The following is a 25,513-nucleotide window of genomic DNA, read 5'->3' as shown; positions in this document are numbered from 1 at the left end:
GACCGGTATAGGTTTTCCATTTTTGCCCCAACTCAGGAGCGCTCTTTCAAGGTCAGGCTACGCGGGCGCTCAAGCCACCCACCCTCTCCGTCAGGAACGATTTCAAGCACATCCACCTCGGCTTCGCTGATTTCAACGATACGGCCGTGATTGCGCCCCAGATAGTCACCGACCTTGACTCGGTGAACCCCGTCGCCACCTTTTATCAAGGCGTATTTACCGGCATCATTGGTCAGCGTGCCGACCATGACGAAATTTTCGATATTGAATTCTTCCAGGAACTGCTTGATACGCGTTTCGTCAGGCCGAATGTCTTTCGAGCCTTTCTGCCGCTGCGTCAGATCTATCTTCGTTGGCGGCTGAAACGGATGTCGCAGGGACGCAGCACTGTAAGTGAACGCCTCATACGGCAGGAACGCTGGCAGCGGCTCGATCGAGCCTTTGGGCTTGGCCCGTACCTCGTCCATGTATGCTCGCAAATCGTCGAAGTTGCCATTGCCACCACACCCGGCCAGCAGAGCCAGGCCCAAGCCCAGCGCGATAAGTCGGGCTCCATTCATTTCTGCAGCCCCTTGTCGTTATAGCGATACGTCTTGGCCAAGATACTCATGCGCAACTTAGAAGATGAATCCTTGCTTTCAGGTGCAATTTCGAAGTCATGCAAAGTGACGATCCGCGGCAGGCTCGACACTCCACTGACGAAAGTCGCCAGGTCGTGGTAGCTTCCGATAACCTTAATTTGTATCGGCAGTTCGATATAAAACTGTTGGATCACCTCCGGCAGTAGTTTGATTTCTTCGAACTCAAGCCCGCTACCTAAACCGGTACGAGTTATATCCTCAAGCAAACCAGGCACTTCAGTGTCGCTGGGCAACTGGCGCAGCAAGGCACCAAACGACGCCTCCATCTCGACCATCTGAGCTTTGTAGGCTTCGAGGTTCGCAGCTTGGAAAGCCTTCGAGGAGAACTGCTGCTTCAATGTCTCTTCTTGTGCCCTTTGCTGCTCAAGGCTGACCTGCATATCACTGAGGTAGAAGTAATAGCCACCTCCGAGAACCAGAACCATCAGCAGTATCGCGGCAATGACCTTTACCGCCGCAGGCCAGGAACCAAGATTATTCATATCCAGATCGGACAAATCGACGCTGCGGAGGCTCTCCATGGAGCTCGCCAGACTCATGGCTTATCTCCTTCGGTAGCAGCTGCCGGCTGCGTTTGCTGTACGGTGAGCTGGAAGACGTTCTCCTGCTCGACAGCGCCCGCGGTGACGGCCTTCACTTCGTTCAGATTTGGCGCTTCCAGCCATTCAGAGCCGTCCAAGTTGCGCATCAGGTTAGAGACCCGGTTGTTGGATTCCGCGCCACCGACAATGGCGATATTCTTGCCGGTCATCTTCAAGCCGGTGAAATACACGCCATCGGGCAGAGTACGTACCAGCTGATCGAATACCCGACCGATGATGGGCCGATTGCCCTGCAAGTCCTGAATGATCTTCATCCGCTCAAGCAATTGCTGCCGACGCTCTCGCAATTCTTTGATTTCCACGATCCGTGCATCCAGTACGGCAATCTCTTTGCGGACGAAATCGTTGCGCGCGTTCTGCTGCTCGATGGCGTGAGTAAAATATTGATCCGCGAGAAACAGCATGCCCACCGCCACGAGAGCAACGCCTGCGAGGGAAACCAGGAAGCGCTGCTTACGCTCTTCGCGAAGCTGCTCACGCCAGGGCAGAAGGTTAATCTGGGCCATCAGTCGAAACTCCTCAACGCCAACCCGCAGGCAATCATCAGGGACGGCGCATCGCTGGCGAGAGCGCCCGCGTTGACCTTGCTGCTTAAGGCCATATCGGCAAACGGGTTGGCGACTAAAGTCTGGGTTCCGATTTTCTGCTGAATCAACCGATCCAATCCGGGAACCGAAGCAGTTCCGCCTGCCAGAAGGATGTAGTCCACATCATGGAACTGCCCCGCTGCGAAGAAGAATTGCAGCGAGCGTGACACCTGCTGAACGACTGCTTCCTTGAACGGTTGCAACACTTCGCTGTCGTAGTCATCTGGAAGGCCACCCTGTTTTTTCGCCAGGCCAGCTTCCTCCATCGACAGACCGTATCGACGCTGAATTTCTTCGGTAAGCTGCCGTCCGCCAAACAGCTGTTCGCGCGTATAAATGGTGCGACCATTGTGCAACACGCTCAGCGTGGTCATGGTGGCGCCGATATCCACGAGCGCGACGGTAAGCTCATCGTGACCAGCACCCAGCTGCGGCGCGAGCAGCCCGTAGGAGCGCTCCAACGCATAGGCTTCGACGTCTACGACCTTGGCGGTCAGTCCTGCCAAGGCGAGAGCCGCCTCACGAATTTCCACGTTCTCCTTACGACACGCTGCGAGCAGCACCTCAACACGGCCGGGAGAACGAGCTGCAGCCCCCTGCACCTCGAAGTCGATCGCAACCTCTTCGAGCGGATAAGGAATGTACTGGTCTGCTTCTATCTTCAGCTGGTTTTCCAGGTCGTCGTCGGTCAGACCTGCTTCCATCTCGATGCTTTTGGTGATAACTGCCGAGCCGGAAACTGCTACGGCGGCCGACTTAACCCCAGTTTTAGCCTTGGTCAGCAACCGGGTCAGCGCCTGACCCACGCCCTCCAACTCGGCGATATTCTTTTCCACCACAGCATTTGGCGGAAGCGGTTCGACTGCATAAGACTCAACCCGATAACGGGAGCCCGAGCGGCTTAATTCGAGTAGCTTGACGGATGTCGAACTGATGTCGATCCCAAGCAGCGTGTTCGCTTTCTTCGTGAAGAGCCCTAGCACGGCCGATTTCCTATCTTTATCCGCTACTTACGGATTAATTATGTTTATCCACATTAGATAACAGCCTTGACAGAAGCGCAAATGGCTCCCCAGCAAAAAATCCGCTTATAATGTGACCGGTTTTCCCTTTCGGCATCGTCTGCGGCTTACACCTCATTCCCCACCCTGGATTCAACGAACCCTGATGCGTTTCCTGAAGTTTTTCTTATGGTCGTGCTTGGCTATTTTCTGCGGACTTCTGCTCAGTCTCAGTGGCGCTTTTCTCTATCTCGGCCCTAATCTGCCATCGGTCGAATCGCTACGCAGCATACAGCTCCAGATTCCTCTGCGTGTCTATAGCAATGACGACAAACTGATAGCCGAGTATGGCGAAATGCGCCGCTCCCCAATTGGCTTCGATGAAATACCTAAAGACTTCATCGCCGCTCTGTTGGCGGCCGAAGATGACAACTTCGCGAATCATTATGGCGTTGATGTTTCCAGCCTGATGCGCGCTGCCACGCAATTATTGAAAACCGGCGAGATTCAGACCGGCGGTAGCACCATTACCATGCAGGTTGCGAAGAATTACTTCCTCACCAGCGAGCGAAGCTTTTCACGCAAGATCAGCGAAATTCTTCTAGCTCTGCAAATCGAACGAGAGCTGAGCAAGGACGAAATTCTTGAGTTGTACGTCAACAAAATCTACCTGGGCAACCGCTCCTACGGCATCGAGGCGGCAGCTCATGTTTACTACGGAAAATCAATTGGCGAGCTGAGCCTGGCACAAATGGCAATGATCGCTGGCTTACCCAAGGCTCCATCGGCGTTTAATCCGCTGGCCAACCGAGAGCGTGCCAAGGAAAGGCGCGACTGGATTCTTGGGCGCATGTATGGGCTTGGATCAATAGACGAATCCCGTTATCAGCAAGCGATGGCGGAAGTCGTGGACGCCTCCTATCATGGCTCCTCACCAGAGCTCGACGCCCCTTATGTAGCCGAGATGGCACGCGCCGAGATGGTTGGCCGCTTCGGCAGCGCCGCCTATACCGATGGCTTTCGCGTCTACACGACGCCCACTAGCGAGCGGCAGGTCGCTGCCAATCGATCCCTTACGCAGGGACTAATCGAATATGACCAGCGTCACGGCTATCGAGGGCCGGAAGCCCAACTGGGGGGCACTGATCGTGAAACCTGGCTTAAGGAACTTAGCGAGTATCGAAGCCAATCCGGCCTGCTACCCGCTGTTGTCAGTCAGATTTCCAACGACGCAATCCAGGTCATGCTCCGTGATGGTACCGAGCGAAGCGTTCGCTGGGACAGCATGAAATGGGCTCGCCCATTCATTAATGCCAACAGCCTTGGACCGCAACCCAAGGCTCCCTCCGACGTGGTCAAGATGGGAGACGTCGTTCGCGTTCTTATCTCGGATGGTGAATTGTTGTTCAGCCAGATACCCCAAGCTCAGGCTGCTCTGGTATCGATCGACCCCATTGACGGATCCATCGAAGCGCTGACCGGCGGCTTTTCTTTTGGTCAAAGCAATTACAACCGCGCCATTCAAGCAAAACGTCAGCCAGGCTCCAGCTTCAAACCCTTCGTCTATAGTGCGGCACTGGACGCGGGATTCACAGCCGCGACCTTGGTCAACGATTCGCCCATCGTTTTTGTTGAGGAAGATCTAGACCGTGTTTGGCGGCCAAAAAATGATAACAACACGTTCCTTGGCCCAATCCGTCTGCGCGAAGCACTTTATAAATCCCGCAATCTAGTCTCGATTCGCCTACTGCAGACCCTTGGAATTCCAGACACCATCGACTACATCAAACGCTTTGGATTTAAAGCCGAAGACCTGCCTGCGAATCTATCATTGGCGCTTGGGACAGCGACCCTGACGCCAATGGAAATTGCCATCGGCTGGACCGCGTTCGCGAACGGCGGCTATAAGGTGGATCCCTATCTCATCGAGCGCATCGAGGATCGAGACGGCAAAGTAATATTCGAAGCAAACCCGGCACGCGTACCCGAGGACAGCACTGCTCGTTCAGCCCAGGCAGAAGAAGATCAAGCAGCGATAACCGCCTATGCACAGAGCGACAAACCGCTAATTAGCGATTCGGAGCTAGTCAAGCAGCCGCCAGTGTACGCCGAGCAAATCATCGACGAACGCACCGCCTATATCATGACCAGCATGCTGCAGGACGTTATCAAGCGCGGGACAGGCAGAAGAGCCCTGGCGATGGGCCGTGGTGATATTGCGGGTAAGACCGGCACCACCAATGAATCCAAGGACAGCTGGTTCTCTGGTTATAACGCAGACATCGTAACGACCGTCTGGGCCGGCTTCGATCAGCCGCAGAGCCTAGGTCGTCGGGAATACGGGGGGACGGTGGCGCTGCCTATCTGGATGAAGTATATGAGCTCGGTACTGGAAGGCACGCCCGAACATGCACCTCCAGAGCCAGAAGGAATCATGACGCTGCGAATCGACCCCAAGAGTGGTCGTGCAGCCGCCCCCGGAACGCCCGACGCCTATTTCGAACTGTTCCGAAGCGAAGACTCCCCGCCTAACATGGACGAGTTGGCTCCGGGCTCCGTTGTGCCCGGCAGTCCGCTGCCGGCATCCGAGGCAGCACCGCTCGACCTGTTCTGAAGGTCCGAGACATATTGTTCAAACACGGCTGAAAGCGCCGCTGGCGGATGGATCCGCCAGCCAGCTTGAGGGCGAAGGCCCCGAAGTTATTTTTCATACCCGGCAAGCCCCATGGCTTTAATGCCGAACGCGAAACGTCGTCCTTGCAATGAAGGTAATCAGCCGGCTCCTGGAAAAGCGATAGCAGACAAAACAAAACCCCGACCGAAGGGCCGGGGTTTTGTTTTGTCTGCTACCAGCCCTGCCGAAGCAGAGCCTTATTCAAGAACGAGCGGTGTCCAGCTAGCCGTTGAATACGTCGTCAACCGATTTCAGCGGATAGTTCGACGGATACGGCAGCGTCGCCACGCCGCTTTCGATCGCGGCCTTGGCCACGGCATCCGAAACCAGGGTGATCAAGCGGGGATCCATCGGCTTCGGAATAATGTATTCGCGACCGAACTGCAGCTGATCAACACCATAAGCCGCCGCGACTTCCGCCGGAACCGGCAGTTTGGCTAGATCGCGGAGGGCAACTGCAGCAGCGATCTTCATCTCTTCATTGATGCGTGAAGCCCGAACATCCAACGCCCCACGGAAAATGAACGGGAACCCCAGCACGTTGTTGACCTGGTTCGGATAATCCGAACGGCCAGTGGCCATGATTACGTCGGAGCGGGTTGCGTGCGCCAGTTCCGGGCTGATCTCGGGATCGGGGTTCGAGCAAGCGAACACCACCGGGTTCGCCGCCATACGCTTGAGGCCTTCGGCACTCAGCAGATTGGCGCCAGACAGACCGACAAAGACGTCGGCGCCATCGAGCGCGTCATCTAGGGTGCGCTTGCCGGTTTCATGGGCAAACACAGCCTTGTATTGGTTCAAATCGTCCCGACCGGCGTGGACTACGCCCTTGCGGTCGATCATGAAGATGTTCTCGATCTTCGCGCCCATACTGACCAGTAGCTTCATGCAGGAGGTTGCCGCAGCACCAGCACCCAGGCAGACGATCTTGGCTTCCTCAAGCGTCTTGCCTGCGATTTCCAACGCATTGAGCATGCCTGCCGCGGTCACGATGGCGGTTCCGTGCTGGTCATCGTGGAACACCGGAATGTCGCACTGCTCGATCAAAGCCCGTTCGATCTCGAAGCACTCGGGTGCCTTGATGTCTTCCAGGTTAATTCCACCGAAGGTGATAGAAATACGCTTGACCGTATCGATGAACGCCTGCGGGCTTTCCGCATCGACCTCGATGTCGAACACATCGACGCCGGCGAAACGCTTGAACAGAACACCTTTGCCTTCCATCACGGGCTTGGAGGCTAGAGGCCCCAGATTTCCCAGGCCAAGAATTGCCGTGCCATCGGAAATTACCGCTACCAGGTTGCCTTTACCGGTGTATCGGTAAGCCAGTTGCGGATCGCGAGCGATTTCTCGTACCGGCTCCGCTACGCCAGGACTATAGGCCAGCGACAGATCGCGAGCGGTGGAGGTGGGCTTGGTCAGCTCGACACTCAGCTTTCCCGGACGGGGCTGCGAATGATAGTCGAGAGCGGCAGTTTTCAGGTCAGTCATGAGGCATTCCGCTTATTTTTTCTGGGACAGACAGGCGGTCGAGGATACGCCAAGATCGATCGCCGTCACAAGCCAATGGGAAAGCTGCCTGTCAAGAGCTCGGCCTACGACTTTCAGCTGACGGGCGAGCCAACTACTCCGCATTCCCGCGTAACCCGGGACTCACGTCAGGGTAGCGGAGCAAGCATCGAAGGATGGTCGACCTGAAGCATCCAGCGGGCCTGCCGCGACAAATCCGCACGCCCCTTACGATCAATCACCCACCCTCTCGCCTCAATCTCCCTGCCTGGCAAATCCGATAGCGAGTACTCAGTGAACGCCGCAGCGGCCCGATAGGGAATCTTCAATACCATCGAGCCTTTCAGCTCCAGCCAGATACCGCCCCGATTCTTCTCCAGCCGATCGACACGCGCCTTCACCACCGCAAAGCCACCTCGGCGCAAGCGTTCGGCTGCAATTATCGGCGACTGACGCCATACCCCCTTTCCAGCGGCACGAGCCTTGCGCTCGGCGCCTCGATGGCAGCTCGCCAACAATGTATTTGGCGCAATGGCGACGAAATAGCCCAACCCTTCAGCGAGCAGGGCAGCTTCGAGATTCTCGCCGCGCTCATTGAATACATGGGCTAGAACCCGACCGTAATGGTCTTTGGCGTCCTGGCCAAGACGCAGATTTACATGCCCATCACTGGCGCTGATCAGTGCCTGCAGACGCCGCTTGGCCGCCTCTGCAAAGGGTTCGGCGTTGCGACCTTTGCGTCCTACTTCAGGTGCGTTCAGACCAATGAGCCGGACATTGCGTCCGTCTTCCAGACGAAGCGTGTCGCCGTCGATGACCTTTGCCACAACCACTCGAGACAGCGGACCGCTGACAGAACAAAGCGCCTGCGCCTGCAGGCTGAAAATGGCGGAAACGAAAAAGGCGCCCACTAGGGACGCCTTTTTTAGGTGCACGGAAAGCCTCATGGGACTCCCGTCGCGGCGCTGCTTACTTGGCGCCGAACACACCGAAACGCTGCTTGAAGCGGTCGATACGGCCGCCGGTATCCAGCACTTTCTGCTTGCCGGTGTAGAAAGGATGGCACTCGGAGCAAACGTCGATGCTCATGTTCTTGGCCAGCGTGGAACGAGTCTTGATGACGTTGCCGCAGCTGCAAGTGGCTTCGATTTCTACGTAGTTAGGATGGATATCGGCTTTCATGGAAGAATCCTCTAAGACTTGTGCCGCCACCCGACCCTATGTCGAGTACCGCACGGAAGGACGCGGATGATACCAGAGCAGGGTGTCGATGCAAGCGCAGGCGGTCGCGCGGCTGGGCAAGGCGGGGATACCTGCCGCTTTGCATGCAGCTCGACGATTGTTAGCGGGTCGGCGGGCTGCCGGATCGTTTACCATCTACATCCGTCGTCAAGGACCTCCGTGTGCCTCAGCCCATACTTCGCCTCGCGCTGCCTTCTCCCCTGCGCAGACTTTTCGATTACCTGCCACCAGAGGGCGTGCCCTACGCCGTATTACGGTCCGGCATGCGGCTACGTGTACCCTTTGGGCGACGCGAGGTGATCGGCGTTCTGGTGGAGCTGGTGACACACAGCGAAGTGCCCGAAGGGAAACTCAAACCCGCGCTGGAACTCCTCGACGCCCAACCGCCGCTGCCATCTGCACTGTTCAAGCTGTGCCTATGGACAGCGCAGTACTACCAACACAGCCTCGGCGATACCCTCAATTGGGCGCTACCGATACTACTGCGTCAGGGTGAGCCTGCCGAAGCGCGGCAGGAGCGCTTCTGGCATGCCGCGACCGGCGCACGGCCAGAAGATCCGCGACTGAGCCGAGCGCCACGCCAGCGCGAGGCGCTGAAAGCCATCGCCCAGCACCCGCATGGTGTCGCCCATTCCCTGCTGAACCAACTCCAGCTGAGCAAAGACAGCCTCGACCTGCTGCTGCAGAAAGGCTTGCTGCGGGTCGAGACGCGGCGCAACCACCAGTCCCCACGACACCAAGGCAGCTGGTTGCTGCAGCCTGAGCTGCCGCTTAACCAGGAACAGCGCGCCGCGTTCGAGGCCATCCGTGCCGGCTTCGATGGCTTTCAGGTGGCGCTGCTGGCAGGCGTCACCGGCAGTGGCAAGACTGAAGTCTATCTGCAGCTCATCCATCGAGTGCTCGAAGCCGGCAAACAGGCACTGGTGCTGATTCCTGAAATCAACCTCGGCCCGCAGACCCTGGCCCGCTTCGAGCAGCGCTTCAATGCCCGCATCGCCTTGCTGCACTCCAACGTCAATGACCGAGAACGACTGGACGCTTGGCTGGCGGCGCGCGATGGCGAAGCCGACATCATCATCGGCACCCGCTCGGCACTGTTCACGCCGATGAAGAATCCCGGCCTGATCATCCTCGACGAGGAACACGACGCCTCCTATAAACAACAGGAAGGCCTGCGCTATCACGCCCGCGATCTGGCGGTGGTCCGGGCACGCCAGGAAAACCTGCCGATCCTGCTGGGCTCGGCCACCCCGTCACTGGAAAGTCTGCACAATGCTCACATTGGTCGTTATGCACTGCTCAAGCTGACCCAGCGCGCTGGCGGCGCACAAGCTCCGCGCTTCCTCCGCCTGGATGTAAAAAGCCGGCCGCTGGACTCCGGCATCTCCGGCCCGTTGCAGCAAGCCATGGCACAGACACTGGCGGCCAGGCAACAGGTGCTGGTGTTTCTCAACCGCCGCGGCTTCGCTCCCTCGCTTCTGTGTCACGACTGCGGCTGGCTGAGCCAATGCCCGCGCTGTGACGCTCGGATGACACTGCATCAGCGTCATAATGAGCTGCGCTGCCACCATTGCGGCCATGCGGAGCGGCCGCCGCTGAACTGCCCGGACTGCAGCAAGGTCGACCTACGCCCCGTGGGCGCCGGTACCGAACGCGCGGAAGACAGACTCAGCGTCCTGTTTCCCGACTACCCGGTGCTGCGTATCGACCGCGACACCACATCACGAAAAGGTTCGATGGAGCACCTACTAACCACCATCAACCGCGGCGAACCTTGCCTACTGGTAGGTACGCAAATGCTCGCCAAGGGGCACCACTTCCCCCGCGTTAATCTGGTTGCGATTCTCGACGCCGACGGCGGGTTGTTTTCCGCCGACTTCCGCGCCAGCGAGCGAATGGCCCAGTTGATCGTCCAGGTGGCCGGCCGTGCGGGGCGCGCCGAGGAACCGGGCAAAGTCATCATCCAGACCCATCTCGCCGATCACCCGCTACTGGTCCAATTGACCGAACAGGGCTATTTCGCTTTTGCCGACCAGGCACTGAGCGAACGCCGCGCGGCCGGCCTGCCGCCGTTCAGTCATTTGGCGCTGCTACGCGCGGAAGCACCGAAACCCGGTCAGGCCGAGGATTTCCTCGATCAAGCCTGCAGCCAGGCGGAACAGCTGACAGCACAGCTGAGTCTTTCCGGCGTGGAGTTGCTGGGTCCGGTTCCGGCGCCAATGGAGCGACGGGCCGGGCGGTTTCGTGCGCAGCTGCTGTTACAGGCCAATGCCCGCGCACCTCTGCATAGACTTATGAGTGCCTGGTTGCCTTTGGTGGAAACGCTCCCCGGCAGCCGCACGGTACGCTGGTCACTGGATGTCGATCCAATCGACCTTTTTTAAGCATTGAGCATCAAGCAGGAGCAAGAGCGCTGCTTGCCTCAAACTGCAGCTTGAAGCGTGTCGCTTGCACCTGCTTCCAATGGCTTGTAGCTTGCCGCTGCTCTTATAATGCGCAGTTTTCGACCAAAGCCTTCGGGCCTACCGAGCAAACGATGAAAGACAGCATTCGCCATCTGATCCAGCAAGCCCTCACCCGCCTCACCGCTGAAGGCGTGCTGCCCGAAGGGCTGACGCCGACGATTCAGGTGGAGAACACCCGCGACAAGAGCCACGGGGACTTCGCCAGCAACATCGCCATGATGCTGGCGAAACCGGCTGGAATGAAGCCACGCGACCTGGCGCAAAAGCTGATCGAGGCATTGCCGGCGGACGCCAGTATCAGCCAGGTCGAAATCGCCGGCCCCGGATTTCTCAACTTCTTCCAGAACAGCGCAGCACTGGCCGAGCGCCTTGACGCCGCACTTGTCGATCCGCACTTATGTGTGAGCAAGACGGGTCCGGTGCAACGAGTCGTCGTCGATCTGTCCTCACCCAACCTAGCCAAGGAGATGCACGTTGGCCATCTGCGCTCGACCATCATCGGCGATGCGGTTGCGCGGGTTCTAGAGTTTCTCGGAGACGAGGTGATCCGTCAGAACCATGTCGGCGATTGGGGCACCCAGTTCGGCATGCTGCTGGCTTATCTGGAAGAAAATCCTGCCGCGGCCGAAAGCGAGCTGTCCGATCTCGAACAGTTCTATCGCGCGGCGAAGCAGCGTTTCGACGACTCCGCCGCGTTCGCTGAGCGCGCCCGTGAATTGGTGGTGAAGCTGCAAGCCGGCGATACCGACTGCCTGCGCCTGTGGACGCGCTTCAACGAGATTTCCCTTTCACATTGCCAGAAGGTCTACGACCGGCTCAACGTCAAGCTCACGCCAGCGGACGTCAAGGGCGAAAGCGCCTACAACGCCGAGCTCGGTGAGATCGTCGAGTCACTCAAGACCAAGGGCCTGTTGAGCGAAAGCAACGGCGCCCAGTGCGTGTTTCTCGATGAATTCAAGAACGCCGAAGGCAATCCCCTTCCCGTGATCGTGCAAAAGGCGGGCGGCGGATATTTGTATGCCACCACCGACCTCGCTTCCATGCGTTACCGTAGCCAGCAGCTGCACGCTGATCGTGCCCTGTATTTCGTCGATCAGAGACAAGCTTTGCATTTCCAGATGGATTTTGAAGTCGCACGCCGCGCCGGCTTCGTGCACAGCGGGATGCAACTCGAGCATATGGGTTTTGGCACCATGAATGGCGCCGATGGCCGCCCGTTCAAAACCCGCGACGGCGGCACGGTGAAGTTGGTCGACCTGCTCGACGAGTCAGAACAGCGCGCTTACAGCCTGGTGAAAGAGAAGAATCCTGATCTAGACGAAGCTGAACTGCGGAGCATCGCTCGTGCCGTGGGCATCGGCGCGGTGAAATACGCAGACCTGTCCAAACATCGCACCAGCGATTACAGCTTCAACTTCGAACAGATGCTCAGCTTCGAGGGCAACACCGCGCCCTACCTGCTTTACGCCTACACCCGTGTCGCCAGCGTGTTTCGCAAGCTAGGGACAGGGATGGAGGGCCTTGCCGGCACGATCCAGCTCGACGCGGAGCAAGAACAGGCGCTGGGCGCCAAACTGGCGCAATTCGCTGAAGTGCTAAACGGCGTCGGCGAGAAGGGCGTCCCACACCTGCTGTGCAGCTACCTATACGATCTCGCCGGGCTGTTTTCCAGTTTCTACGAGCATTGCCCGATACTCACCGCAGAGAGCGAAACCGTGAAACAAAGTCGCCTGCGCCTGGCTGCCCTCACCGGCAAGACCCTCAAGCAGGGCCTGGAATTGCTGGGCCTGGAAACCCTGGAGCGGATGTAAGTGGTCGCCAAGAAGAAACCCGCACCGAAGCGCGGGGCGAGCCGTTACCAGGCACCCGCGAAAAAGCCTGTTCCCGGCTGGATATGGTTGCTATGCGGCCTAGTGATTGGCGGTTTCATCGTGTTCCTGATGAATCTGCAACCCGGCGGGGACGAAATCAAGCGTGCCCAGGATGCACCCAAGCCCAAAGAGCAGCCGAAGCGCTCACCGCCAGCGACGGGCCAATCGGTCAAGCCGAAATATGACTTCTACACACTGCTGCCGGAGTCGGAAGTGATCCTGCCACCGGAGGAGCCCAAGCCGGAAGCACCAGCGCCAGTCACGCCGGAAGAGGCCGCTAAGATTGACGCGGCCCGCGCCGAAGCCGCTCTGAATGGAAAGGTCCCGCCGCCCCCGCCTACCGTGGCGAAAGCGCCGGTCACGCAGTTCTTCCTTCAAGCGGGTTCGTTCCGGCAGAAACCGGAAGCCGAAAAGGTCCGCGCGCAGATCATCCTGCTCGGCCAGGACGTGCGCGTCGAAAACGTCACGGTCCGTGATGAAGTCTGGTATCGAGTACTGGTCGGACCCTATGCCGACCGGGATCAGCTCGGCAAAGCGCAGAAGACCCTAGCTGCAAGCGGTTACAACAACCTGCTGCTCCAGCAACGGCAGGCGCGCTGATAGCGAATCGGGAGGCACAACGCCTCCAGGATCCGTCCGGCATGTTGGCTATTCGTCTCCGGGTACGGAGCGGGGCCAGTGACAGATGCTGCCTGCGCGGCCTAGCTTTCCCGTGGCGCGTAAGCGAAGACATCGGCGCGCATCTGTGTCGCATCCATCCCCGCTTCAACCAACGCGTCGAGCGTTCCGTAAATCATCGCAGGCGAGCCGCTGGCGTAGACATGCAAGGATCTGAGATCGGCGAAATCCTCGCAAACAGCCTCATGCAGCATGCCGCAACGCCCTTCCCATCCACAGACATCGCTAACCACCTGATGCAGGAACAGATTCGGCATGCCTTGCCATTCGTCCCAATGCGTTAATTGATAGAAATCTTCCGGTCGCCGCACGCCCCAGTACAGATGCACCGGATAGGCAAACCCCTCAGCCCGGCAATGCTCGATCAGACTATGCATTTGCGCCATTCCAGTTCCTGCCGCGATCAGCACCAGCGGGCCATCCGGAAGTTCGGCGAGATGAGCGTCGCCAAACGGCATTTGCACCTTTACTAAGCCTTGCCGACGAATGAATTCGAGCAGCTCGACAGCCGAGCTCTCGCGCGCCAGCACATGGAGCTCCAGCTCGCGCCCCCGGTCGGGAGCGGACGCCAGCGAGAAGGCGCTGAATTCGCCATTTTCCCGCTCCAGCAGCACGTATTGCCCGGCGTGATAGCGTGGCGGCTTGCCTGCCGGTGCACGCAGCAACAGACGAAACACGTCGCCACCGACCTCTTCGCAGCTAATCAACTGACAGCTCAGCGTCCGCATCGGCAGCTCGCCAGGAGAGAGAACACCATCCCAGAGCAGTACGCAGTCACTCTCGGGCTCGGCCAGACATGTAAAGACCTCGCCGTGGTCGACGCTTTCTCCGTGTTGACGCACCTGGCCGCTGACCAGCAGCGCCGCACAAATCAAGCAATTGCCGTTGCGACAGGCCTGAGGACACTCGTAGCCCAACCGGCGCGCGGCATCGAGGATCCGTTCGCCACGCTCGACTTCAAGCACGGCGCCGGAGGGTTGCAAGGTAACTTTCATGAACTGGAAAACCTGAATAGACGACAGCTGATCATCAGTCGATGCCCAGCTCGGCCCAGAGTTCGTCGACACGGCGCTTGACCGCTTCGTCCTGAACAATGGCGCGACCCCATTCACGAGTGGTCTCGCCCGGCCATTTATGGGTGGCATCGAGCCCCATCTTGCTGCCTAGACCGGAGATTGGAGAGGCGAAATCGAGGTAGTCGATCGGCGTATTTTCGATCAGCACCGTGTCGCGCTTCGGATCCATACGTGTGGTGATAGCCCAGATCACGTCGCTCCAGTCGCGCGCGTTGATATCGTCATCGGTGACGATCACGAACTTGGTGTACATGAACTGCCGCAGAAAGCTCCACACGCCGAGCATCACGCGCTTGGCGTGGCCGGGGTACTGCTTCTTCATGGTTACCACTGCCATGCGGTAGGAGCAGCCTTCCGGCGGCAAATAGAAATCGGTGATTTCCGGAAACTGCTTTTGCAGGATCGGCACGAAGACTTCGTTGAGCGCCACCCCAAGAATCGCCGGCTCGTCCGGCGGGCGGCCTGTGTAGGTGCTGTGATAGATCGCATCGCGACGCATGGTGATACGCTCGACGGTGAAGACGGGGAAGCGATCGACTTCGTTGTAATAGCCGGTGTGGTCGCCGTAGGGGCCTTCATCGGCCATTTCGCCAGGCTGGATGTAGCCCTCAAGCACAATCTCAGCGCCAGCCGGCACCTGCAGATCACTGCCACGGCATTTCACCAACTCCGTGCGGCTGCCGCGCAACAGGCCGGCGAAGGCGTATTCGGAGAGCGAATCAGGCACCGGGGTGACCGCGCCGAGAATGGTTGCCGGGTCCGCCCCGAGCGCCACCGCAACCGGATAGGGGCGGTCAGGATATTTTTCGCACCACTCGCGATAATCCAGCGCGCCGCCACGATGGCTGAGCCAGCGCATGATCACCTTGTTGCGACCAATTACTTGCTGACGATAGATACCAAGGTTCTGCCGCTCTTTGTTCGGTCCCTTGGTGATGGTGAGGCCCCAGGTAATCAGCGGTCCGGCGTCGCCCGGCCAACAGGTCTGCACTGGCAACGTGGACAGGTCGACATCATCACCTTCCAGAATCACTTCCTGGCAGGCCGCGTCCTTGAGCACCTTGGGCGCCATGCTGATGACCTTCTTATAGATCGGCAGCTTGTCCCACGCGTCCTTGAGACCTTTTGGAGGCTCCGGCTCCTTCAGGAAGGCCAGCAGCTTGCCGATCTCGCGCAGCTCCGAAACGGCCTCGGCGCCCATCCCCAGCGCTACGCGCTTGGGCGTACCGAACAGGTTACCGAGTACTGGCATATCGAAGCCGGTCGGGTTCTCAAAGAGCAGCGCCGGGCCCTGTTTACGCAGGGTACGGTCGCATATCTCGGTCATTTCCAGAACGGGAGATACTGCAGTCCTGACGCGCTTGAGTTCACCGCGCTGTTCCAGGCCGCTGATAAAATCGCGCAGATCGCGATACTGCATGCTTGAGCCTCGATGGGGCCGGTAGGGTCGGGCGCAAGTTTAGCCTTCGCGCCGAGATTTCCAAAACCTGCAGACAGACGAAGGCCGGGTTTCCCCGGCCTCGGTGACAATGACCAGACGTTTACTTACGCTTCATCGACATGAAGAATTCGTCGTTGGTCTTGGTGTCCTTGAGCTTGTCGAGCAGGAATTCGATCGCGGCGCTTTCATCCATCGGATGCAAGAGCTTGCGCAGAATCCAGATGCGCTGCAGCTCTTCCTCGCTGGTCAGCAGCTCTTCACGGCGAGTACCCGAACGGTTGATGTTAATCGCCGGGAATACACGCTTCTCGGCGATGCGACGATCGAGTTGCAGCTCAAGATTGCCGGTACCCTTGAATTCCTCGTAGATCACCTCGTCCATCTTCGAACCGGTTTCCACCAGCGCAGTGGCGAGAATGGTCAGGCTGCCGCCTTCCTCGATGTTCCGCGCAGCGCCGAAGAAACGCTTGGGCTTTTCCAGGGCGTGGGCATCGACACCACCGGTCAACACCTTGCCGGAGCTCGGAATCACCGTGTTGTAGGCACGCGCCAGGCGAGTGATGGAGTCCAGCAGGATGACCACGTCCTTCTTGTGCTCGACCAGGCGCTTGGCCTTTTCGATCACCATTTCCGCAACCTGCACGTGGCGGGTCGGCGGCTCGTCGAAGGTGGAGGCGACCACTTCACCGCGCACGGTGCGCTGCATTTCGGTCACTTCTTCCGGGCGCTCGTCGATCAGCAGAACGATCAGGTGACACTCAGGATTGTTGCGGGTGATGTTGCTGGCGATGTTCTGCAGCATGATGGTCTTGCCCGCTTTCGGCGGGGCCACGATGAGGCCGCGCTGCCCCTTGCCGATCGGCGCGCAGAGGTCGATCACCCGGCCGGTCAGGTCTTCGGTGGAGCCGTTACCGGCTTCCATGGTCAGACGCTTATTGGCGAACAACGGCGTCAGGTTCTCGAAGAGAATCTTGTTTTTGGCGTTTTCCGGCCGATCGAAGTTGATCGTGTCGACCTTGAGCAGCGCAAAATAACGCTCGCCTTCTTTCGGCGGACGGATTTTACCGACGATGGTGTCACCGGTACGCAGGTTGAAGCGGCGAATCTGGCTCGGCGAGACATAGATGTCATCAGGCCCGGCGAGATAAGAAGAATCCGCGGAGCGCAGAAAGCCGAAGCCATCCTGGAGAATCTCCAGCACGCCGTCACCGGAGATTTCCTCGCCGCTTTTAGCGTGCTTTTTCAGCAGGGAGAAAATCACGTCCTGCTTGCGCGAACGGGCCATGTTGTCGATGCCCATCTGTTCGGCCATTTCCAACAGTTCGGTGATGGGCTTTTGCTTAAGTTCGGTCAGATTCATAGAAAGAGTCAGGAAGGATGAAGAAAGCGATTAGCTTGAGAAGCCGCGCAGCAAGAGACGAACTGGTTCGTTGTGCTTTATGAGGCTGAAGTGCGTCGGCGACGGCATGCAGGGGGCGACGGAAGAAGCGTCGCAGGGCCGAATTTAGCACCACGCAGGCGAAGCGTCCACCCTGCCATTAGAAAAAAGCCCCCGCATTTGCGAGGGCTTTGGAAAAGCAGAGCTTTTTACTCAGATGTTGCTGTCGAGAAACGCCGCCAGCTGCGACTTCGACAAAGCGCCAACCTTGGTGGCTTCGACGTTGCCATTCTTGAACAACATCAGGGTCGGGATACCGCGCACGCCATACTTTGGCGGGGTTTCCTGATTTTCATCAATGTTCAGCTTGCAAACCTTGAGTTTGCCCTCGTAGTCCTTGGCAATCTCGTCGAGTACCGGAGCGATCATTTTGCACGGACCACACCACTCGGCCCAGTAATCGACCAGAACAGGACCGTCCGCCTGGAGCACATCCTGCTCGAAGCTGCTGTCGCTGACATTGTTGATGTACTCGCTCATGGAATTTCTCCAGGGTCAAAACCGAAAGTGATGCCATCATAGCCCGGCTTGATGCGGACCGAAAGTCGCAGCCCGTCGCTCGGGCAATTGGCGCATCGCCGCGAACCTGGGTATTAGCGCAGGACCAAGATAGTGCTGCATGGTGCTACGCATTGGCGGATACCGATGATCATGTCAGGATGTCGGCGTTTTGCACAGAGACTGACCCATGCGCCTACCAGCCGCCGAACCCTCTCCGATGATCGCCGCCCTCGATCTCGGATCGAACAGCTTTCACATGGTGCTGGCCCGCACCAGCAACGGCGAGATGCGTATCATCGAGCGCCTCGGCGAGAAGGTTCAGCTGGCTGCAGGCATAGATGAGAACCGCTTGCTCGACGAGCAAGCCATGCAGCGCGGCCTCGACTGCCTGCGCCGCTTCGCCCAACTAGTCAATCATTTACCCCAGGGAACGGTTCGCGTGGTAGGCACCAATGCCCTGCGCGAGGCCCGCAATCGCGCGCAGTTCATTCGCCAGGCCGAGACGATCATCAACCATCAGGTCGAAGTGATATCCGGCCGCGAAGAAGCGCGACTGATCTACCTTGGCGTATCGCATACCTTTCCCGCAGCCCCTGGCAAACGGCTGGTCGTCGATATCGGTGGCGGCAGCAGTGAGTTCATCATCGGCCAGGGCTTCGATTCGCTGCTGCGCGAAAGCCTGCAAATGGGTTGCGTGAGCTTCACCCAGCGGTTCTTCCGCGATGGCAAGATCACCCCTGCGAGCTATGCCCAGGCCTACACGGCGGCGCGACTGGAACTGATGAGCATCGAACACGGCCTGCGCCGGCTCGGCTGGCAGGACACGGTCGGCGCGTCCGGCACCATTCGCGCCGTCGGACTGGCGATCAAGGGTGCCGGCCTGAGCAACGGCGAAGTCACCAGCGATGGGCTCGGCTGGCTCAAGCGCAAGCTGTTCAAACTTGGCGACGTGGAAAAGCTCGACATGGACGGCATCAAGCCCGACCGCAAGAGCATCTTTCCAGCCGGATTGGCAATTCTCGAGGCGATTTTCGATGCGCTGGAGCTCACCAGCATGGCCCACTCCGAAGGCGCGTTACGCGAAGGCGTGCTCTATGACCTCATCGGCCGGCATCACCAGGAAGACATCCGCGACCGCACCCTGAGCTTTCTCATGGAGCGTTACCACGTCGACACCGAACAGGCAGCTCGGGTCGAAAGCAAGGCGTTGGAAGCCTTCGATCAGGTGTCGGCCGACTGGGGCCTGGATGAAGATTGGCAGCGCGAATTACTTGGCTGGGCGGCGCGAATCCATGAAGTCGGCTTGGACATCGCGCATTACCACTATCACAAGCATGGCGCCTACCTGATCGAGCATTCCGACTTGCCGGGATTTTCGCGTCAGGACCAGCAGATGTTGGCTCTGTTGGTTCGCGGCCATCGTCGCAACATACCCAAGCAAAAGTTCGAGGAGCTGAGTGAGGATGGCATCAAGTTGACCCGCTTGTGCGTGCTGCTGCGCTTCGCCATCCTCTTCCATCACATTCGCGGGCCGCAGCAGGCGCCGGCATTTCAGCTCAAGGCAGACGACAGCAGCCTCGACGTGGCCTTCCCCGACGGCTGGCTGGAAAACAATCCGCTGACTCAGGCCGATTTCGCTCAGGAAGCCGACTGGCTCAAGCGCATCGATTTCAACCTGACGGTGCGCTGATCGCCCCCGCAAATCGGCCCACTAGCCTGACAACGGACCATTGACCGGATCAGCGAGCGATCGGGCTACCGAGGCGCTCCAACAGGGTGTTTTGCACATTGCGCGGGTTCTGGTTGCCACTCGGACTGTTGCGCAGATAGGTGCCGTCAGGTTGCAGCGTCCAGCTCTGGGTATTGTCCGTGAGGAAGCCTTCGACCTCCTTCTTCACGCGAGTGACCAGCTTCTTGCCCTCGACGGGGAAACAGGTTTCGACGCGACGATCCAGGTTGCGCTCCATCCAGTCGGCGCTGGATAGATAAAGCTTCTCGTCGCCGCCATTGAGAAAGTAAAAGACCCGGCTGTGCTCAAGGAAACGACCGATAATCGAGCGCACCTGGATGTTGTGCGAAACCCCGACGATTCCCGGACGCAGACAACACATGCCGCGCACGACCAGGTCCACACGTACCCCGGTCTGGCTTGCCTTGTACAGAGCGCGGATCATCTTCGCGTCAGTCAGCGAATTGACCTTGAGGATAATGTGAGCCGGCTTGCCTTCGCTCGCATGCTGGGTTTCCTGCGCGATCATGTCGAGCAGTGCTTTTTTCAGGGTGAAAGGCGCATGCAGGAGCTTCTTCATGCGCATGGTTTTACCCATACCGATCAACTGGCTGAACAGCTTTGACACGTCTTCACAGAGCGCATCATCGGATGTCAGCAGACTGTAGTCGGTATACAGCCGCGCATTGCCAGCGTGATAGTTGCCGGTGCCCAAATGGGCGTAGCGCCGCAGCTCGCCGTTCTCGCGACGCAGGATCAGCATCATCTTGGCATGGGTCTTATAGCCGACCACGCCGTAGATCACTACCGCACCGGCCTGCTGCAGTCGGCTCGCCAGCTGCAGGTTGGATTCTTCATCGAAGCGCGCCCGCAGCTCGATCACCGCGGTGACTTCCTTGCCGTTGCGTGCCGCTTCCACCAGCGCGTCGACAATTTCCGAATTGGCGCCGGAGCGGTACAGCGTCTGCTTGACCGCCAGTACGCAGGGGTCCTTGGCGGCCTCACGCAAGAGGTCGACCACAGGCGTGAACGACTCGTAGGGATGCAGCAACAGGATGTCCTGCTTGCCGACGACGTTGAAAATGTTCTCGCTGTTCTGCAACAGCTTGGGGATCGCGGGTGTAAACGGCGTGTACTGCAGTTCCGGATGACTATCCAGACCGGTGATGCCGAACAGCCGGGTCAGGTTGACCGGCCCGTTGACCCGATAGAGTTCGCTCTCGCTCAGGCTGAACTGCTTGAGCAGGAAATCCGCAAGGTGATTGGGGCAGGTATCGACCACCTCCAGCCGCACCGCATCGCCGTAACGCCGGGAGATCAGCTCGCCGCGCAGCGCCCGTGCCAGATCCTCGACATCCTCGGTATCCACGGACAGGTCGGCGTTGCGCGTCAGGCGGAACTGATAGCAGCCCTTGACCTTCATGCCGTGGAACAGATCGTCCGCGTGCGCATGAATCATCGATGATAGGAACACGTAGTTGGCGCCCGCTCCCCCGACTTCTTCAGGTACGCGGATCACCCGGGGCAGCAGACGCGGCGCCGGGATTATCGCCAGCCCCGAATCGCGACCGAAGGCATCGATGCCTTCCAGCTCGACGATGAAGTTGAGGCTCTTGTTCACCAGCAGCGGAAACGGATGGGTAGGGTCCAGACCGATGGGGGTGATGATCGGCGCGATCTCGTCGCGAAAATAACGGCGCACCCAGGTCTTGATCTTGGCCGTCCAGTAGCGACGGCGGATGAAGCGCACCTGATGCTTGGCCAGCTCGGGCAGCAGCACTTCGTTGAGGATCGAATACTGTCGGCTAACCTGCTCATGGACCAGTTCGGAGATCCGCGCCAGCGCCTGGTGCGGCTGCAGGCCATCGGCGCCTGCCTGCTCACGGGCAAAGGTGACCTGCTTCTTCAGCCCGGCGACGCGAATCTCGAAAAACTCATCGAGATTGCTGGAAAAGATCAGCAGGAACTTCAGCCGCTCCAGCATTGGATAGGACTCATCCAACGCCTGCTCCAGCACCCGGATATTGAATTGCAGCTGCGACAGCTCACGATGGATATAGAGACTGCTGTCGTCCAGGTTCGGCACCGGTTGCACCGGTGCGGTGACTGGCGCTTCCTCTACCCTCTCCGCCTCGGGTAGCACTTCCTGGGGTGGTTGCGCCTCGCTGACGGGCAGCTGCAATTCGCTCTCGCTGAGTCCCTGGTTGGTCATCGATCTGCCTCGGAAGGGGCTACTGCCCCTGCTTTAATTGTTGTGCCGCTTGCTTGGCGAAGTAGGTCAGGATGCCATCTGCGCCAGCACGTTTGAAGGCAGTCAGCGATTCAAGAACCACCGCCTCGCTCAGCCAGCCGTTCTGGATAGCAGCCATGTGCATCGCATATTCACCACTGACCTGATAGACGAAGGTCGGCACGCGAAAGGCATCCTTTACCCGCCAGAGAATGTCCAGGTAAGGCATTCCCGGCTTGACCATGACCATATCGGCGCCTTCGGCCAGATCGGCGCCCACCTCGTGCAGCGCCTCGTCACTATTGGCGGGGTCCATCTGATAAGTGTTTTTGCTGCCCTTGCCCAGGTTCGCCGCTGAACCCACCGCATCACGGAAAGGGCCGTAGTAGGCGCTGGCATACTTGGCCGAATAGGCCATGATGCGCACGTTGTGGTGATCGGCCAGTTCAAGAGCCTCGCGGATCGCCTGGATACGCCCGTCCATCATGTCCGAAGGCGCCAAAACCTGAGCCCCGGCCTCGGCGTGGGAGAGCGCCTGGCGAACCAGCGCATCGACAGTCACATCGTTCTGCACGTAGCCCTGCTCATCGAGAATGCCGTCCTGGCCGTGGGTGGTGAACGGATCCAGCGCGACGTCCGTGATGATCCCAAGCTCGGGAAAGCGTTCACGCAGCGCGCGAGTGGCACGCTGAGCAATACCGTCCGGATTCCAGGCCTCGGCGGCATCCAGAGATTTCTTCTCCAGCGGCGTGACCGGGAACAGCGCCAATGCCGGAATGCCTAGCGCGACCAGTTCCTCCGCCTCTTCAAGCAGCAGGTCGATGGAAAGGCGCTCTACACCGGGCATCGACGGCACCTGCTCCCGGCGGTTCTCGCCGTCGAGGACGAATACCGGCAGGATCAGGTCGTCCACGCTCAGCAGATTCTCGCGAACCAAGCGGCGGGAAAAATCATCACGACGGTTGCGACGCAGGCGAGTGGCAGGGAACAGTCGATTGGCAGGAACGAAACTCACAGCGAACTCCCGGCCCGCAGAACGGGCGAATATGACGTTTATAGACCGACTTAGTGACCGAATGATGACAGCGCCATGCGGCTCGGTGGTCGAATACCATCATTGTCGCCACCCACGACAGGTACTTCCAGTGCTTTGATCGAGCAACCGCCGGGCTGAAGCCTGCCGGCTAGAGCCCGCTCCGACTGAACACCCGTTACAAAGACGCATCAAATCCACTATGCACCGCTTACCGCGAATCTCGCCAGGGATTAGCATTGATGTTGTCCGCCAGGCTCTCTTGCCGGGCCGCCGAATCTGATCAGGAGTATCCCTATGAACAAAAAGGTCGCCGTGATTCTTTCCGGCTGTGGCGTTTACGACGGTTCGGAAATCTACGAGAGCGTGATTACCTTGCTGCGTCTGGACCAGCGTGGCGCCACGGTTCAATGCTTCGCACCGAACATCGAACAAATGCATGTGATCAACCACCTCACCGGCGACGAAATGCCAGAAAGCCGCAACGTACTGACCGAGTCCGCACGCCTGGCTCGCGGGAACATCAAGAATCTGGGGGAGGCGAGCGCCGACGACTTCGACGCGCTGATCATGCCTGGCGGATTCGGCGCGGCAAAAAACCTCTCCGACTTCGCTACCCAGGGAGCCGGCTGCAAGATCCTTCCGGACGTGCTGTCTGTCGCGCAGGCCTTCGCCAAAGCTGGCAAGCCGGTCGGCATGATGTGCATCGCACCAACCATGGCGGCACAAATTTTCGGACCAGGCGTGGTCTGTACGCTCGGCAACGACGATGATCCCGCGGCAGCCGCATCGCGGGAAATGGGTGTCGAGCATCAGGCTTGCGATGTCACCGAAATCGTCGAGGACTCGAAGCACAAGCTGGTGACGACCCCCGCCTACATGCTTGCTCAATCAATCAGCGAAGCCGCGACAGGCATAAACAAGCTGGTCGATCGGGTATTGGAACTTACCAGCAAGTAACCACCTGTCTCGCCTGTCCGGCATCCCGAGCACAGGACTCGGGATTTTTCACCCCGCTCGTGGCTATACGGCCAATCGTACCGGCGCTCCTGCCGTGGCACTGGTCAATCCCGTCATCCTCCGGCAGCTTTGCCTCACCTGCCAGGATGCCGCCCCCATGACCAACAACATCGACACCATCGAAGAGCAACAACAAGCCGTGCGCAAGCTCTTCGAGCGCATTCCCTTCAATGAGTATTTGGGCATCGAGCTAGACGAAGTATCTCGCCAGCGAATTGTCATGCACCTGCCGATGAAACATGAGCTGGTCGGCAACTTCTTTCACGGCATTCTCCATGGCGGCGTAATCGCCTCTCTGCTCGACGTTGCCGGTGGAGCTATGGCGATGATTGGTGCCTTCGAGAAGCATCAGCACCTGACGACCGAAGAGCGCGCCGTGCGGCTTTCACGTCTCGGCACTATTGATCTGCGAATCGATTACTTACGGCCGGGACGAGGCAAGCGTTTCAGCGCCAGCGCGACGCTGTTGCGTTCCGGCAACAAGGTAGCCGTGGTTCGCTCCGAACTGCATAACGAGGAAGGGGTGCTGGTGGCGGTAGGCACCGGCACTTATCTTTGTGGGTAAGCTGAAGGCTGGACGCGCCAGACTTCTAAAGGTTTGCTCTTCCGAAGTTTGATGCCGCCTATCGGCTTTTTTTCATCAACTGCGCAAGCAGCCGATCCAACGCGTTGGCGAAGGCCTGCCGGTCGCGCTCACCGTAAGCAGCTTGACCGCCGCCCACTTGCCCTAGCTCGCGCAGGTCCGTAAATAAATTGCGCACCGCCAGGCGCTCGCCCATGTTGCGCTCATCGAACTCGCGCCCGCGCGGGTCGAGGGCAGCCACGCCCTTTTTGACCAGCCGATCCGCCAGCGGCACGTCGCTGCAAATCACCAGCTCGCCGGGCTTGGCGTACTCAACCAAGTAATCGTCCGCGGCGTCCGGACCGCTCGGCACTACGATCAGCCGTACGCAGGCGAAGGCCGGCTTGATCTGGCTTTGTCCGGCCACCAGCACCACCTCGAATTTGCGCTTGAGGGCAAATTTGATTACTTGATCCTTCGCCGCCTTTGGGCAGGCGTCGGCATCAATCCACACGCGCAACGTCCCGACTTCCGTCACACCACTGCCCGCCGCACCGTAGCCAGTAATGCCGCCGCGCCGGCGAACATCACCGCGAAGCTGCGATTGACCAGACGTTGTTGGCGCGGGGTACGCAACAGCCGCAACACCTTGGCGGCCAAGCCGGTATAACCGGCCATGACGATCAGATCGACCACTACCATGGTTGCGCCCATTTGCAGATACTGCAGCACGAGGTCGCGCTGCGGATCGAGAAACTGCGGCAGCACCGCGAGGATAAAGACGATCGCCTTGGGGTTGCTGGCGTTAACCAGAAAGCCGCGCAATACCAATGTCAACGGTCGGCCGATCGGCCGCGGCGCGGAACTGTCATCGAGCATTTCCGGCACCGCCTGCCACTGCTTCAGCGCAAGCCATAAGAGATAGGCGACGCCGAACCATTTGATCACGCTGAAGGCCAGCGACGACGTCGCCAACACGGCGCCGACGCCCGCCGCCACCACCGCAATCTGCAGCGCCAGTGCCAACTGCAGACCAATGGCATTCCAATAGCCGCGCCAGAATCCGTACTGTAGTCCACAGGACATCGAGGCAATCGCCCCCGCGCCCGGCGACAGGCTGATGACCCAACAGGCGACGAAGAAGGCAAGCCAGGTTTCGGGCGTCATGTTTGATCCTCACTCGGCTGCGCCAAGCAGGCGCAGCCAGCTATGC

22 protein-coding genes are annotated in these 25,513 nt (G+C 59.1%); 7 read left to right on the top strand and 15 right to left on the bottom strand.

What is annotated here, in order from left to right; genetic code table 11:
- Positions 1 to 32: 32 nt before the first annotated feature.
- The 4 genes from pilP to NAV33_RS11540 are packed head-to-tail and all read right to left on the bottom strand — an operon-like array spanning position 33 to position 2,813.
- Positions 33 to 560, bottom strand: a complete 528-nt coding sequence (gene pilP / locus NAV33_RS11555) for a type 4a pilus biogenesis lipoprotein PilP (protein WP_255980072.1) — start codon at positions 558 to 560, stop codon at positions 33 to 35.
- Positions 557 to 1,180: a type 4a pilus biogenesis protein PilO gene (gene pilO, locus NAV33_RS11550; RefSeq protein ID WP_255980070.1), complete on the bottom strand. Its 624-nt coding sequence runs from the start codon at positions 1,178 to 1,180 to the stop codon at positions 557 to 559. Before pilO ends, pilP begins: the two co-directional genes overlap by 4 nt.
- Complete coding sequence (gene pilN / locus NAV33_RS11545; protein WP_255980068.1) at positions 1,177 to 1,749, bottom strand: type 4a pilus biogenesis protein PilN; 573 nt, start codon at positions 1,747 to 1,749, stop codon at positions 1,177 to 1,179. Before pilN ends, pilO begins: the two co-directional genes overlap by 4 nt.
- Positions 1,749 to 2,813 (bottom strand): type IV pilus assembly protein PilM, encoded by a 1,065-nt coding sequence (locus NAV33_RS11540; RefSeq protein ID WP_255980066.1) that lies wholly within the window; start codon positions 2,811 to 2,813, stop codon positions 1,749 to 1,751. Before NAV33_RS11540 ends, pilN begins: the two co-directional genes overlap by 1 nt.
- A 184-nt stretch (positions 2,814 to 2,997) precedes the next feature.
- Here NAV33_RS11540 and NAV33_RS11535 point away from each other — a divergent pair, with 184 nt between their 5' ends.
- A complete protein-coding gene (locus NAV33_RS11535; protein ID WP_255980064.1) occupies positions 2,998 to 5,445 on the top strand; it encodes a penicillin-binding protein 1A in 2,448 nt (815 codons plus the stop codon).
- Between the two features lie 282 nt (positions 5,446 to 5,727).
- Here NAV33_RS11535 and NAV33_RS11530 read toward each other — a convergent pair whose 3' ends face one another.
- The 3 genes from NAV33_RS11530 to rpmE all read right to left on the bottom strand — a co-directional run bounded on the left by NAV33_RS11530 (position 5,728) and on the right by rpmE (position 8,196).
- Positions 5,728 to 6,996 (bottom strand): malic enzyme-like NAD(P)-binding protein, encoded by a 1,269-nt coding sequence (locus NAV33_RS11530; protein ID WP_255980062.1) that lies wholly within the window; start codon positions 6,994 to 6,996, stop codon positions 5,728 to 5,730.
- A 167-nt stretch (positions 6,997 to 7,163) separates the two neighbouring features.
- Complete coding sequence (locus NAV33_RS11525) at positions 7,164 to 7,961, bottom strand: thermonuclease family protein (RefSeq protein ID WP_255980060.1); 798 nt, start codon at positions 7,959 to 7,961, stop codon at positions 7,164 to 7,166.
- Positions 7,962 to 7,983: 22 nt separating this feature from the next.
- The gene (rpmE, locus tag NAV33_RS11520) at positions 7,984 to 8,196 is read right to left on the bottom strand and encodes a 50S ribosomal protein L31 (protein WP_122167025.1); all 213 of its coding nucleotides are present in this window, start codon (positions 8,194 to 8,196) and stop codon (positions 7,984 to 7,986) included.
- A gap of 221 nt (positions 8,197 to 8,417) precedes the next feature.
- On the opposite strand from rpmE, the gene NAV33_RS11515 reads away from it, so the two are divergent.
- The 3 genes from NAV33_RS11515 to NAV33_RS11505 all read left to right on the top strand — a co-directional run bounded on the left by NAV33_RS11515 (position 8,418) and on the right by NAV33_RS11505 (position 13,192).
- Positions 8,418 to 10,640, top strand: a complete 2,223-nt coding sequence (locus tag NAV33_RS11515; protein WP_255980058.1) for a primosomal protein N' — start codon at positions 8,418 to 8,420, stop codon at positions 10,638 to 10,640.
- 152 nt (positions 10,641 to 10,792) lie between these two features.
- Positions 10,793 to 12,532: an arginine--tRNA ligase gene (gene argS / locus NAV33_RS11510; protein ID WP_255980056.1), complete on the top strand. Its 1,740-nt coding sequence runs from the start codon at positions 10,793 to 10,795 to the stop codon at positions 12,530 to 12,532.
- Complete coding sequence (locus NAV33_RS11505) at positions 12,533 to 13,192, top strand: SPOR domain-containing protein (protein WP_255980054.1); 660 nt, start codon at positions 12,533 to 12,535, stop codon at positions 13,190 to 13,192.
- 101 nt (positions 13,193 to 13,293) lie between these two features.
- Here the strand turns inward: NAV33_RS11505 and NAV33_RS11500 are convergent, their stop codons facing one another.
- The 4 genes from NAV33_RS11500 to trxA form a co-directional block, all read right to left on the bottom strand.
- The gene (locus NAV33_RS11500) at positions 13,294 to 14,265 is read right to left on the bottom strand and encodes a CDP-6-deoxy-delta-3,4-glucoseen reductase (protein ID WP_255980052.1); all 972 of its coding nucleotides are present in this window, start codon (positions 14,263 to 14,265) and stop codon (positions 13,294 to 13,296) included.
- A 34-nt stretch (positions 14,266 to 14,299) separates the two neighbouring features.
- Positions 14,300 to 15,766 carry a 4-hydroxy-3-polyprenylbenzoate decarboxylase gene (gene ubiD, locus NAV33_RS11495; protein WP_255980050.1) on the bottom strand — a complete coding sequence of 489 codons (1,467 nt, stop codon included), beginning with the start codon at positions 15,764 to 15,766 and terminating at the stop codon, positions 14,300 to 14,302.
- A 121-nt stretch (positions 15,767 to 15,887) separates the two neighbouring features.
- Positions 15,888 to 17,147 (bottom strand): transcription termination factor Rho, encoded by a 1,260-nt coding sequence (rho, locus tag NAV33_RS11490; RefSeq protein WP_255980048.1) that lies wholly within the window; start codon positions 17,145 to 17,147, stop codon positions 15,888 to 15,890.
- Between the two features lie 231 nt (positions 17,148 to 17,378).
- Positions 17,379 to 17,705, bottom strand: coding sequence for a thioredoxin TrxA (trxA, locus tag NAV33_RS11485; protein ID WP_021207111.1), 327 nt, complete (start codon positions 17,703 to 17,705; stop codon positions 17,379 to 17,381).
- Positions 17,706 to 17,913: 208 nt separating this feature from the next.
- Here trxA and ppx point away from each other — a divergent pair, with 208 nt between their 5' ends.
- Positions 17,914 to 19,416, top strand: a complete 1,503-nt coding sequence (ppx, locus tag NAV33_RS11480) for an exopolyphosphatase (protein ID WP_255980046.1) — start codon at positions 17,914 to 17,916, stop codon at positions 19,414 to 19,416.
- A 49-nt stretch (positions 19,417 to 19,465) separates the two neighbouring features.
- Here ppx and ppk1 read toward each other — a convergent pair whose 3' ends face one another.
- Both ppk1 and hemB read right to left on the bottom strand, forming a co-directional pair.
- Complete coding sequence (ppk1, locus tag NAV33_RS11475) at positions 19,466 to 21,667, bottom strand: polyphosphate kinase 1 (protein WP_255980044.1); 2,202 nt, start codon at positions 21,665 to 21,667, stop codon at positions 19,466 to 19,468.
- Between the two features lie 19 nt (positions 21,668 to 21,686).
- On the bottom strand, positions 21,687 to 22,700 hold the full coding sequence (gene hemB, locus NAV33_RS11470; RefSeq protein ID WP_255980042.1) for a porphobilinogen synthase: 1,014 nt from the start codon (positions 22,698 to 22,700) through the stop codon (positions 21,687 to 21,689).
- A gap of 315 nt (positions 22,701 to 23,015) precedes the next feature.
- Here hemB and elbB point away from each other — a divergent pair, with 315 nt between their 5' ends.
- Both elbB and NAV33_RS11460 read left to right on the top strand, forming a co-directional pair.
- Positions 23,016 to 23,678, top strand: coding sequence for an isoprenoid biosynthesis glyoxalase ElbB (gene elbB / locus NAV33_RS11465; protein ID WP_255980040.1), 663 nt, complete (start codon positions 23,016 to 23,018; stop codon positions 23,676 to 23,678).
- 157 nt (positions 23,679 to 23,835) lie between these two features.
- Entirely contained in the window at positions 23,836 to 24,303 is a 468-nt protein-coding gene (locus tag NAV33_RS11460) for a thioesterase family protein (RefSeq protein WP_255980038.1), read from the top strand.
- Between the two features lie 58 nt (positions 24,304 to 24,361).
- On the opposite strand, the gene NAV33_RS11455 is transcribed toward NAV33_RS11460, so the two are convergent.
- Both NAV33_RS11455 and NAV33_RS11450 read right to left on the bottom strand, forming a co-directional pair.
- Entirely contained in the window at positions 24,362 to 24,820 is a 459-nt protein-coding gene (locus tag NAV33_RS11455; RefSeq protein ID WP_255980036.1) for a YaiI/YqxD family protein, read from the bottom strand.
- Positions 24,821 to 24,834: 14 nt separating this feature from the next.
- A complete protein-coding gene (locus NAV33_RS11450; RefSeq protein WP_255980034.1) occupies positions 24,835 to 25,467 on the bottom strand; it encodes a LysE family transporter in 633 nt (210 codons plus the stop codon).
- Positions 25,468 to 25,513 lie beyond the last annotated feature (46 nt).

The sequence above is a fragment of the Stutzerimonas stutzeri genome (assembly GCF_024448715.1).
Taxonomy (GTDB): Bacteria; Pseudomonadota; Gammaproteobacteria; order Pseudomonadales; family Pseudomonadaceae; genus Stutzerimonas; species Stutzerimonas stutzeri_AR.
This window is presented reverse-complemented; position numbering and strand designations above follow the sequence as displayed.